The sequence below is a fragment of the Calditrichota bacterium genome, from assembly GCA_014359355.1.
Classification (GTDB): Bacteria; Zhuqueibacterota; Zhuqueibacteria; order JANLFK01; family Oleimicrobiaceae; genus Oleimicrobium.
Window position 1 is genome coordinate 1 of record JACIZP010000146.1, and the last position, 12,134, is coordinate 12,134.

At 61.0% G+C, this 12,134-nt stretch carries 7 protein-coding genes; 4 read left to right on the top strand and 3 right to left on the bottom strand.

Annotated elements, in window-relative coordinates:
* Positions 1 to 503 precede the first annotated feature (503 nt).
* From H5U38_05960 to H5U38_05970, 3 genes are read left to right on the top strand one after another with little or no spacing between them, the layout of a single operon-like run.
* Complete coding sequence (locus H5U38_05960; protein MBC7186560.1) at positions 504 to 4,577, top strand: translocation/assembly module TamB domain-containing protein; 4,074 nt, start codon at positions 504 to 506, stop codon at positions 4,575 to 4,577.
* On the top strand, positions 4,574 to 6,373 hold the full coding sequence (locus tag H5U38_05965) for a BamA/TamA family outer membrane protein (GenBank protein ID MBC7186561.1): 1,800 nt from the start codon (positions 4,574 to 4,576) through the stop codon (positions 6,371 to 6,373). The genes H5U38_05960 and H5U38_05965 overlap by 4 nt, the downstream gene beginning before the upstream one ends.
* Positions 6,373 to 6,786, top strand: coding sequence for a hypothetical protein (locus H5U38_05970; protein ID MBC7186562.1), 414 nt, complete (start codon positions 6,373 to 6,375; stop codon positions 6,784 to 6,786). Before H5U38_05965 ends, H5U38_05970 begins: the two co-directional genes overlap by 1 nt.
* A gap of 150 nt (positions 6,787 to 6,936) precedes the next feature.
* Here H5U38_05970 and H5U38_05975 read toward each other — a convergent pair whose 3' ends face one another.
* Genes H5U38_05975 through H5U38_05985 form a run of 3 tightly spaced genes read right to left on the bottom strand, consistent with a single transcriptional unit; the run spans position 6,937 to position 11,033 of the window.
* On the bottom strand, positions 6,937 to 9,006 hold the full coding sequence (locus H5U38_05975) for a serine hydrolase (protein MBC7186563.1): 2,070 nt from the start codon (positions 9,004 to 9,006) through the stop codon (positions 6,937 to 6,939).
* 52 nt (positions 9,007 to 9,058) lie between these two features.
* A complete protein-coding gene (locus tag H5U38_05980; GenBank protein MBC7186564.1) occupies positions 9,059 to 10,030 on the bottom strand; it encodes a pyridoxal-phosphate dependent enzyme in 972 nt (323 codons plus the stop codon).
* Between the two features lie 31 nt (positions 10,031 to 10,061).
* Positions 10,062 to 11,033 (bottom strand): aldo/keto reductase, encoded by a 972-nt coding sequence (locus H5U38_05985; GenBank protein ID MBC7186565.1) that lies wholly within the window; start codon positions 11,031 to 11,033, stop codon positions 10,062 to 10,064.
* A gap of 353 nt (positions 11,034 to 11,386) precedes the next feature.
* On the opposite strand from H5U38_05985, the gene H5U38_05990 reads away from it, so the two are divergent.
* Positions 11,387 to 12,134: hypothetical protein (locus H5U38_05990; protein ID MBC7186566.1), on the top strand; the 748-nt coding region annotated here is incomplete at its 3' end.

The following is a 12,134-nucleotide window of genomic DNA, read 5'->3' on the forward strand; positions in this document are numbered from 1 at the left end:
AAACACTGGGCACGGCGCGTCAGCTTCAAGGGGTGGGAGCACATGGCGAAGGCGCTCGCCGACCGGTCTGTGCCGAAGTCCACGGGCACCTCGACTTGTCCGGGGAGTGCAAAGGTCGTCAAACCGACAGGAGCCCAGGAGGCCCTTGCGCCCACCCTCCCGGCCCCCGGCTGTGCTGCGCGCCGTACAAGTCGGTGCTTGAGGAGCCGCTCATCTTCGTGGCGGTCGCTGCCGAGGAGGAGGCAACATGGGCCCGGGACCCTGGGCATCGCGCCCTGCTTGAGCAGGCCGCTGAGCTGAGATGGCCGCCCGGGCGCAAGAGATCGCACAGGACGCAAACCGGCCTTCTCCCAGGGCAAGATTTCTGCACCCGGTCTCTGAAGCGTCCTCCTCCTGTTCTCCTCCAAGCGGCGGTCAACACAATATGCGGGGCGGCTTCGCCCTGTGCGTCCCGAGGCGACGTTACCGGCCGCCTTCGCTCGAGGAACTGCAAAGCAGTGAGATTGCCTAGGAGAAAGCTTCTTGTCCGTCGGGTCATGGTGGCAGTTGGGCTGCTCGCCGGCGCGCTCGGCCTGTCATTGTTCTTGTTGACATGCCCCCCAGGAGAAGCCTTTCTCTGCAAGGTGATGGAAATCCTTATTTCCAGCGCTCTGGACCTTCCAGTCGCGGTGGGAGAACTGGAGACCAACCTCGTCTCTCGGCTCCAGCTTCGCAATGTAGTAATCCGGCCTGAAAGCGCCGCAGAAACAGGACCGCTCCTCACATTGCACCACGCCAGAATTGACTATAAGCCCCTGGCGCTGTTCAGGCGACAGTTCATTCTGAAGAACGTCGAGCTTACTGGTCTAGCGGTCACCCTGAGACGGGACAGTCTCGGGACATTCAACCTCCCACCGAGACTCCACCGGGAGCAACAACCGGGCGGCGTCACCGGCCGCGGCATAAAAGTCCAGGTAGAGCGCCTCGACGTTGCCAATTCCACCATGTGCCTGGAAGATGTGCGCACATCGGCGCGACTGGTCGCCAAGAATCTGGACGCCCATCTGAGTATGCTGGCAGAGAACCATTATCTCTGCGCAATCGAGGTTGATTCCGTTGGCGTGCCCTACCGCGAAGGGTCGCTCCTCGTCGGCGACCTGAAGCTTGAGGGAGAATGGAGCCCGGAGCGTGTCGTCCTCTCCCAGCTGACGCTGCACCTTCCCGGCATGACGCTCGCCGGGAAAGCAGAGGCCGTGTCCTTAGGTGAGGAGGCCAAGCTCAGTGGCAAGTTCGAGTTGGGCGGAGAGGTAGGGCCTTTGGCGCCGGTTGTGGCCAGGGCGGCAGGAAGCAAACTCGCCGGACAGCTGCGCTGTACCCTTGACCTCGGGGGGACCCTGCGAAGACCAGAGCTTCAGGGTTACATGGAAATCCATCGTGCCTCAATGGGCAATCTGAAGGACATAGACCTGAGGCTCAATGCAACCTGGCAAGAAGGGACTTTGACCCTGCAACAAATGCAGGTTGCTCTGCTGGGTGGTCATGTAGATTGCTCAGGTACCGTTACCCGGCATCCGGCGTTGCGACACCAGTTTGTGCTCCAGGCCGAAGAGCTCGACCTAGGGCTACTGGCTCGGTGGTTGTACGGCGAAGGTGCCGAGTTGAGCGGGAAGCTGGGGGCGCACCTGCAGTGGCGCGGAGTCGGTACCGCCTTGGACAGCGTACGTGCCAGGGGAACTCTTCTGGCCACCCATCTCCTCTTTGGCCCTGAGCCGATGCCCGACCTTTCCCTCCAACTAAGGTTAGACCGGGGGATTGGCCAGTTTCTGCTCAAGCAAGGGGACGCCGAGATAGCGGCAGAGGCCACGCTGCGTGGTTCTCGTCTGCAGGGCGCATTTTCGGGCTCTCTAACCGACGTCGGCCTGCTGGCGAGACTCGCCAACGTGCGAGAGTTCGCCGGTGAACTTGCCCTTGGCGGAACCCTGGGCGGTACTACCAAATCACCGAAGCTCCATGCCACCGTCGCCGGACGACACCTCACCTTTCGCAACCTGCCCATCGACACCTTGGGCGCCGAAATCGCCGTCGCCGAGCACCGGGTGGACGTGCTTGACCTGCTCATCAGGGGAGCACTATGCCCCATCGATCCTGACCGACCACCGCTCCATCTTTCTGGTCTGACCGGGAGCCTCTTTTTCGAGGCGAGCGCACGCGGGCCGCTCACCAGCCCTCGCGGGAATCTGGTCATAAGGTTACGGGACCCGGCGTTTGGTGGCTACCGCTTCGACCGTGCGGAGATCGGGATCTCTGCAGAGGAAGGACACCTGCGGTGTAACCGGTTGCACCTACGGAAGGACTCGCTATTGGTGGACGGACGCGCGACCTACCAACTGACCGAACGCAAAGGAGAGGCGAGGATCACCTTCTGCATCGTGCCACCGCAACCCGCGCAGCAGAGCTCTGAGCCGGAGATCATTCCGGAATCAATGCAGTCGCTGACAGAGGGCCGCTCCGTCGGCACGATCGATGTGAATTTCTCTGCGCCAAGCAGCAAGCAGTGGTCAGCGTCCGTCTGCGGCAGGGGACTGAACATCGGCGACCTCCTGATACTTGCTCCCAAGGCTCCTGGGGTCGGAGGCCTGCTGGATCTCAAATTGAGTGCAGCACAAAACCACGATGTCCCGACAGGAAAACTTTGGTTCTTGGTCCGCGAACCAAAGTATGCAGGCAGTAGATTGGATTCACTGCGCGGGGAGGTAGTGCTGGCTGGCAACAGGCTGACTGTCCGCACGGTGCAGCTTGTCCTCGGGGGGCAGTCGACGAGCGCCACAGCGACGATTGAACCGATACACCCAGCCTTGCGGGGTCGCTGGTGGACGGCGGCGAGCACGATTTCTGCCCACTTGCAGGGAGAGGGATTTGACGTAGCTTTACTGAATCCGTTGCTCCCTACCCGCATGTCATTGTCAGGTCAGGCGACCTGCGACCTGCACTGCGAGGGCTCGCTGCGGAATCCCCGTTTTCATGGCTCTCTGCGCCTGACCGAAGGCAGCATAACCAGAGAACCCGACAGTGTGCTGGCCACCGCGATTGACCTCCTTGCCGTGCTAAGAGATTCCACGCTGCTGGTCGAACAGATGAAGGGCCTTGTCTTCGATGCCCCTTTCCATTTCCACGGGCGGGTCACTGGCAGCGGGTGGAATGCATGTGACTTTGACCTTCGCGGGACCATTGCGGACTCTGGGCAGATTGGTGCCGAGGGCATCCTGCGGCACGACTCGCTCCGGGCTCGCGTAAAGGCAGAGCGGCTCGACCTCTCTCTGCTGCGGCCGCTCCTGGGGGCGGCGGAAGGCCTCCGCGGCGCCTGCTCTGCGGACCTTGCCGCACACGGCCCCCTCTACGCCCCTGAGGTTGATGGCACGGTGACAGTATCCGGGATCTCTTTGCGCCTGCCGCGGCTTCAGGGAGAAGTTGACCAGGGCCTGGTGCGCCTAGAGTTTCAGCAAGACGCCGTGCACCTGGACACTCTGTTTGCCAGGGTTGCGGGTGGCACCCTCTCCGGGTCGGGCTTCCTGCGGTACGCCGCAGGCAAGGTCAAAGAGGCCAATGTGCAAGTCAGGCTCGATAATTTAAGAATAGCGCGAGCGAACGTGGGGGACGTGACCGTGAGCGCTGCCCGCTTAAGGTACACAAAGGAAAACGACTACTACCTGCTGGACGGTGATGTGGTGCTGGGCGAGTCTCGGCTTCGCTATCGATTCAGGCCCCAGTCTTTGGTGGCACTCGCACGGTCTACACCACGACCAAGGCCAGAGATGCCGGCCCTGCTGAGGCAGACGCGCCTGAATGTGCGGCTACGCGAGAGTGAAAAGCTTTGGATTGACAACAACCTGGCTCGTCTGCGGCTCCACTCCGAGTTGAGCCTCCAGGGCAACCCAACGCAACCCAACTTAGCCGGGCGACTGCAGGCGCGCGAGGGATACATCCTCTACCTTGACCGAAAGTTCGAAGTTAAGAAAGGGGTACTGGACTTTGTCGATCCAGTTCATAATAACCCCCTCGTCGATCTCGAGGCTCAGGCATTGCTGAAAAGCCATCAGACGCTTGAGAACAGAGACTACACGATCACCCTCTCCATCAAGGGTCCCTTGGACCAGGCCGTCGTCGATCTATCCTCTGACCCCCCTTTGGATAGAGCTGACATACTTGCCCTGCTGACCCTGGGCGCCAGACGGCAGCAGCTGACGGCGAAGGGCCCAGACAGCGGCCTCAGCGACGTCTTGCAGCAACGAGTGGCAACCTTGTCCAGCCAACGCCTTTCCAGTTACGCGACCAGCAAGGTGAGCACTCTCTTTCGCTTGCAGGAGATGACCATCGAGGGCAATCTCTTCAGGTTCGGACGCGAGTGGGGGCCGCAATTGGTCGCCTCCAAGAGGGTGACGAGCCGTATGAGCATAACGTACAGGACAACCGTGGGCCACCTCAATGACCAGAGCATCCGCCTGGACTACCGCCTTTCCAGACATCTTTCTGTTCAGAGCCAGACAGACCAGGGCGGCCGCTCAGCCATCGAATTGAAGTACGGTTTGAGGTTCAAATGAGGAAGCCCGTCGGATCACAACTCATTCTCCTGACTTGCCTCCTTTCAGCAGCGGCTATCTGCCTGGGAGGGACGAAGGACACCCAAAGGCTCAAGATTGGCTCGCTGCGGTTCGCAGGCACGCATGCCTTCAGCGCTACGCAACTGCGCCGCATAGTGGTTTCCCGCCCCACATCCTTTTTCAGACGTTCCTACTTCTTCCCAGAGGTTTTCCAAGAAGATGTGAAAACGGTTGAGCTCTTCTACCGTCAGCGTGGCTATCTCCAGGCACAGGTAACGGGACACCTCGCACGTGTGGACTCTGCCCGACGCATGGTCGACCTCGAAATCCACGTGCAGGAGGGCGAACTAACTCGCGTGGAAGGAGTGAGCGTCTTCGAAAACCGGGTATTCAGCGACGAAGTGCTGCTTGGCAGAATCGATATCCGGGCAGGGGAGCCGTTCCAGGCCAACAAGGTGGAGGCTGCAACGCTCTCGTTGCTGACCTTCTACGCCAATAATGGTTACCTGGACGCAGAAGTCACTCCAGAGGTGCGTCTCGACGACGAGAGCCATCGTGCGCTGATCGATTTCCGCGTGCGGGCAAAGGCGAGATGCACCATCGACCAGGTCCGTCTTGTGGGTTTAGAGAAAACTCAGCCCAAGGTAGTGCTCAGGGAATTGGACTTCAAGACTGGCAATGTAGTGGAGTACGCGCGCCTGCTCTCGTCGCAGCGCAAGCTGTACCTCACAGGTCTATTCCGAGGAGTGTTCGTTCGCCCGCAACCCGCCACCAGTGGCGACTCAACAAGGCGTGACATCCTAGTCGACCTCAAGGAGAATGAATCGGGGGAATTCACCGTGGCCTTCGGCTACGAATCGGTGGAGAGGTGGCGGGGCCGGGTGGAAATAGCCAACACTAACTGGAGGGGCACGGCGCGCAAATTTGCTCTGGCCACGCACGCGAGCTTCGTCAATCGCGGCCTGGAGCTGTCGTTCACCGAACCATGGACCTTTGGCACACGGTTGCGCACAGACATAAACATCCTCGCCGAGCAGCTCCAGGAACCAGGTTTCGATATCCGCCGGGTTGCCAATACGGTCAGATTGGGGCGCCCTTACGCTGCCCGGTCTTCGGTAGTCTTGACCTTCAAGAACGAAGTGGCCGAACTATCCCATATCCGGGTCACGGTGACCCCAGAGAGAAAGCGAACGGTCATCCGGGGCTTGAAGCTCACGGCAGTGCACGATACCCGGGACAACATGTTCAATCCCACCTCCGGTGTCCTTCTTGAATGGAGCAATGAGTTTGCCGGGCTCGTTCTGCGGGGGACGGATAGCTTCGTGCGTTCATCATTTCGCGCGAAGTTGTTCCGCCCGGTGGGTGCTTCGACAGTTATTGCCACCGCCGCAGAGCTTGGCTGGATAGACACACCGGGTGGCCTGCCCAAGATACCACTGCACGAGCGCTTCTACACCGGAGGTCCGAACTCCCTTCGCGGCCTTGCGTACCGGAAGGCAGGCCCCTTAGATGCAAGAGGATTACCGTTGGGTGGCAGGTTGAAGGTCGTCATCAACGCCCTAGAACTGCGTCAGGCGGTCTACAAGATGGTAGGGGGAGTCGTGTTCGCCGAGGCCGGAAACGTGTGGTCCGCCCCCCAACAGTTCAAGCTCTCCGAGTTGCGCCCTACGGTAGGGGTAGGCTTGCGGCTAAACACCCCAATCGGCCTGGCGCGACTCGACTATGGGGCCAACGTAGACCGCCGTGGGGGAGAGCGGAAAGGGATGCTCTATTTCAGCATGGGACATGCCTTTTGATGCTCCAGTGGCGGCTCCTCTTCTTTCCCACCTATTCCCGAGATCGGCTGGCCATGGCGGTAGGCTGGGGCACCACGGGCGCTCGCGCGGTCCCATCTGCGCCGCCAGGCAGGTGCTGGCCGTGGCCGTTCAAGGACGGCGACCAGAGATGCGACTTCGACCCCAATCTGCCAGTGGGCTTGCTGGCCGTCTACGAGCCTGCCGGCAACGGCGTGACCGACATCCTGGTGGTGGGCGAGCGAGCAACCGCCGCTGGCGTGATGATGGGCCTTTCGGCCTTCGCAGCCCCCACCGAGAGGGAGCGTCACTCTGCCGCTCCAAGGACGGTCAGCCCATACAGGTTTGGCTCGCGGGGCTCCCTGAACGCTCGCCTGCCGGTGCTTGATCTCTCAGGCCCAGTCTGTCTTCTTTGAGGAACGAGAAAAAGCTTCAGCCCATTATTACGGCAAGCCCTTGACACCCTTCCTGCGGGATGAGGAAGCTTTGCATCCCACGGCCCTGCCGGGCAACTGGGTCGTCAGGGCCACAGCTCCCCCTGCGGCGGCCTCACAGGTTATCTCCGCTCACCGGACTCTTTGGAGCCTTTCCCACGCGCTTTCCAAGGTCGGATCCAGCTCGATAGCCTTTCGCAGATATCCTCGGGCACGGCGCAGGTGAAGCTCTGCCAAGCCCTCACGAAGGGCGGCCTCTCCCGGGTACTCGGCGATCGCTATCTCGAGGAATGTCAACGCCTCCGCCAATTTGCCCGCTTCTGCCAACCGCGCTGCCATTCCGTTCAGTGCGGAAGGCGTCACCACGTCTCCCTCTCTGTCCCTGTCCTCCGCGTGACGCAGGCTCTCCTGAGCCTTCGCAGCTTCCGCCGAACAAAGCTCCGCCAAACATTTCAGCAGCCACGGCCGCGCTACCCCAGGGTAGAGCTCTACGGCTAGTTGCGCTGCACGGGTGGCCTCGCCCGCCTGTCCTCGAAGGGCGTGGTACTCCACAACCCTGCCGAGTTCAACGGTAAAGTCAGGGTAGACTCTTGCTCCCGAAAAGTACTTTCGGAGATTGCCTTCAAGGCCCTTCAAGTCGACAAATGGGGCAATAACCAACTGTCTCACCACAGGAGTCCAAGTCCTTGCCCACTCCTCTGCCCAGGCGCGCACGAGCTGCACCAGCTCAGGCGGCAAGTTGGATGAGCCAGGCCGACTCCCACATGCCCGCGCATAGTCAGCGAAGAACGGCAGTGGCCCCTCTCTGTGGTATCGCGACAAGACCTTGCTTCCGTAGCGCGTTGCCAGCACTTGTCCCATGTGCGATCCGACGACGACAAAGGGTTCCCCCGCAACAGGGTGCCGTCCCTCCTGGAGTTTACGCCTGGTCCCCTGGTAGTTTCGGCGCAAAGAATCCAGGCAGACCCAGCGACGTATATAGTCAAACGCCTGCACCAGGGAGACAGAGTCGGCGGTCACGGGACGTCCGTACCGTTCAAAGTAGGCTAAGCCGTAGTCAAAGATCTCCTCCAAAGCCTTGTACACAGCCCTGTCCGCGGGCGAGGCCAGGTAGGCGCGGGCACGCCGCTCGTCGAAAAGAAGTTGGATCAGTCGGTCCGCATAGGCAAAAGGGTCACCGCCCTCAAAGTTGTAGGCAAGCGCCAAGGCGAAGTTCAACCGCGGCAGAAGGAGCAGGAGCGTGCGCGTCTCTGGTTGCCCACCGGTATGGTATACGCAGAAGTGCCCGTTGAATGGCCGCACCACCCATCCCATGCCATAGTCCGTATAGTGTCCCCCGCGCGTCACCATGGAGGTGTACATCGCTTCGATGCTCTCCGGACTGAGCACTTTTCCGCTTTCAAGGCCACGGGCGTACTCGAGGAGGTCCAGGACGGTGGAGCGTGTGCCACCGGCGGCAAAACGACTGCTGACGTCCACAAATTCTGAGTTACGAAGCTGACCCTCGACGAGCCGATAACCCCGAGCACGGTTGGGGATCACCTCCTCCGGATCGTCCATGCGAGTATTTACCATTCCCAGTGGGTGCCAGAGATGAGTGCGGAGGTGGTCACCATACCTTTGCTTCGCTGCCCCCTCGATAACTCCGCCAAGGAGGTTATACCCGTAGCTGCTGTAGTGGTACCTTGTGCCCGGTTCCGCCACCAGGTCAAACTCCGCAAAAATGGCAATGGCGTCGCGAGTGTCCTTATGCTCCTTGATCCTTCCTTCCACCTCGTAGTTTCTATAGTGACTGATGCCACCCAGGTGGCCCAAGAGCTGGCGCACGGTAATCGGCCATGGCTTGCGCGGAAAGTAGGGGACATAGCGTTGAACCTCAGCGTCCAAGTCGACCAGCCCCCTTTCCGCAAGTTGCAGAATGGCCACCGCGGTCATGGACTTGGTGACGGAGGCCAGACGATAAGAGGTATGGGGCGTCGCAGGTGTGCCGTTCTCCACATCGGCGTAACCAAAGCCCTCCGCCCATTTGAAGTCGTCCTTGCAGAACCCTACCGAGAGGCCCGGGATGCCGTCCATCGCCATCTGCTGTCGGACAAACTCACGGTAGGCTCGCAGAGCCAACTCATACTGCCCCTGGTCCTTTGCGTTGACTGTTCCAGCAACAGCAAGCACCACAAGCAGCATAGACCATGCTCGGCGCATCTCTCTTCCCTCTTGCAGCTCGATAATAACTGATAGCCCCAGGAGCCTCCGCCTACGAGTCCGCACGAGGCAACACTGAGGCAAAGAAGGCACTCATGTCCACGTTGCCGCCCGAGAGGATGATGCCAACCCTCTTGCCCGCCATCTTGGCCCTCGCTGAGAGGGCCGCGGCCAAACCAACTGCCCCAGACGGTTCCACCACCAGCTTCATCCTCTCGAAGAGCAGGTGCATGGCCTGCACAATCTCCTCCTCCCTCACCAACACGATGTCGTCTACCAGCTCGCTGATGATGGGAAAGGTCTTATCCCCCAGGTTCGCACGCAGGCCGTCGGCGATGGTCACGGGGTGCTCGTTGGTGACGATGCGCCCTTCACGCAGCGAGCGGTAGGCATCGTCGGCATTGCGCGGCTCGCACCCCAGGACTCGCACCTGCCGCCGCAAGCCTTTCGCCGCGATGGCCGTGCCGCTCAACAGCCCACCGCCGCTCACGGGCGCAAGCACCATGTCCAGATGTTCCACCTGCTCGAGGAGCTCCAGCGCCGCCGTGCCCTGGCCCGCGATGATCCTGTGGTCGTTGTAGGGATGAACGAGCGTGGCACCCGTTTCTGCAACGATGCGCGCTGCAGCCTCCTCCCGCGCCTTCATGCTGGGCGAGCAAAAGGTAATGCGGCCGCCATAGGCCCTGACTGCCGCCACCTTGACTGCGGGCGCATTCTCCGGCATGACGATGTGCGCGGCGATCCCTCTGAGGTGAGCGGCCAATGCCAGCGCTGCCGCGTGGTTTCCGGAGGAATGAGTCACCACGCCAGGAGCAGCCTCCTCTGCGCCCAGGGAAAGGACCGCGTTGGTGGCGCCGCGAATCTTGAAGGAGCCGCTGCGCTGCAGGTTTTCGCACTTGAAGAACAGCTCGGCGCCGACCAGCGTGTCCAGGCTGCGGCTCCTGAAGACCGGCGTACGATGGATGTGAGGCGCTATCCGCGCGTGCGCCTCTCGGATATCTGCAAGGGAAGGTCGTTGGTTCACCGTGTCACTCCGCACTTGCACCTCCGGGGCCTCACCACGCGTAAGCCTCGGGCGCCGGGCCACCGGGACCTGGCCAGATCTCGTCTAACTGGGCGAGATCTTCGGCAGAAAGTTCAATCTCCAAGGCGCGCATGGCAGAGACCAGCTGGTCCAGGGTTCTCGGGCCGATAATGGGCGAGGTCACCGCTGGGTTGTGCAGCAACCAAGCCAAGGCCACTGCTGCAGGCGGCTCCCCGCGCTGCCGGCAGAAAGCCTCGTAGCGCTCCACCTGCCCCCTGTGCTTTTCCAACACCCTCTTGATGTCCTCCTTGGCGCGGCGCCCCTCTGCCGATTCGTGGAGGATGCCGCCTAACAGTCCCCCTGCCAGCGGACTCCATGGGAGGAGGCCAACGCCTAAGGCGCGACACATCGGAATCAACTCCAACTCGATGGCGCGGACCGCGAGGTTGTACTTGCTCTGCTCAGAGACGATGCCAAACAGGTGGCGCTGCGCTGCCACGGCGTTGGCGTAGACGATGTGCCAAGCGGCAAAGTTGCTGCTCCCCACGTACAGCACCTTCCCCGCCTGAATGAGCTGGTCCATGGCCTGCCAGATCTCCTCCCATGGCGTCTGTGGGTCGACGTGGTGCATCTGGTACAGGTCGATGCGGTCGGTACGCAGCCGCCGCAGGCTATCCTCACAGGCGCGGCAGATGTGGTAGGCCGAGAGGCGACCATCATTCGGGCCTTCTCCCATCTTGCCAAAGACCTTGGTGGCCAGCACAATCTGGTTGCGGCGGCCAGGGCGCTGTGCGAACCAGGAGCCAATCATTTGCTCGGTCACGCCCTCGCCCAGCTTCCATCCGTACACGTTGGCTGTGTCGAAGAAGTTTATCCCCAGCTCGAAAGCCTTGTCCATGATGGCCAAGCTCTCGCGCTCGTCGGCGTATGGTCCAAAGTTCATGGTGCCAAGGCATATCCTGCTCACCTTCAGCCCGGTGCGGCCAAGCTTGACGTACTCCATGACTTCCCTCCTGTTATTCCGCTCACTAATTTCGGCATAGATTAGGAAATTCGTCGGTAAAAGTCAAGAACAAAACGCTTGCAACTCTGGGGCAAAATGCATAGTTTGCTTTGCGACAGCAGTGCCGAGCCCTAGCGACCCAGGAGAACGACGCCATGAATGCTCCGCCCCGTCCCAGGCGATTGACCCACAGGTCCCCTCGACATTTTCGGACACACCTACGCGTCACGCTTGCTACGGCGCTGCTCGCGCTCTCCATTGGGTGCGGCCATCAGCACGGCCCACGCCATGTCCCACTGGTGCAGGCGGACCGCGCGGCGCATTGGCACGAGGGCATTGACTGGCGAGATGACGTGATCTACTTCGTCCTCATCGACCGCTTTTGCGACGGGGACACGAGCAATAATCGCGGCCGCGTCCCAGCCAGCCACCGCCTGTGGGATGGCGACTCGGCGCATCTCGGCTGGTTAAAGACCTACCAAGGAGGCGACTTGCAAGGGGTAATCAACAAGCTGGATTATCTCCAGGAGTTGGGGGTGACAGCCATTTGGCTGTCGCCTGTGTACGACAACAGCGACTCGTCGTTCATGGGCTGGTGGCCTTACCACGGCTATCAACCCGTCGACTTTTTTTCCGTGGAGGAGCATTTCGGGACAGTCGATTTGTTGCGCGAGTTGGTCAGCGAGGCGCACCGGAGGGGGATGAAAGTCATTTTGGACATTATCTGCAATCACGTCGCACCAGACCACCCCTGGGTGGCCAATCCAGACAACTGGCAGCGGCGTGGCTACAGGCACTGGTTCCATCCCCACAGCGGCGCGGACGCCTCCACCAGCATCAACAACTGGCAGGACCAGGTGCAATTGGAGACGCGCGAGTTGCACGGAATGCCTGACTTTGCTCAAGAGAATCCCCACGTGTACGATTTTCTCCTGGACATGTCCAAGTACTGGATCCAGCAGACCGACTGCGACGGCTTTCGCCTGGATGCGGTGAAGCACGCGCCAAAGGCCTTCTGGCGCAGATACTGCGCAGACCTCCATCGCTTTGCCGGGCCCGACTTCTTGCTCCTGGGCGAGGTGTTCGAAGGAAGCGTCGATT

What these genes read in the sequence shown, in the direction of transcription:
- H5U38_05965 (MBC7186561.1), top strand. Translation starts at nt 4,574, where the DNA reads ATGAGGAAGCCCGTCGGATCACAACTCATTCTCCTGACTTGCCTCCTT.
- H5U38_05970 (MBC7186562.1), top strand. Translation starts at nt 6,373, where the DNA reads ATGCTCCAGTGGCGGCTCCTCTTCTTTCCCACCTATTCCCGAGATCGG.
- H5U38_05975 (MBC7186563.1), bottom strand. Translation starts at nt 9,006, where the DNA reads ATGCGCCGAGCATGGTCTATGCTGCTTGTGGTGCTTGCTGTTGCTGGA.
- H5U38_05985 (MBC7186565.1), bottom strand. Translation starts at nt 11,033, where the DNA reads ATGGAGTACGTCAAGCTTGGCCGCACCGGGCTGAAGGTGAGCAGGATA.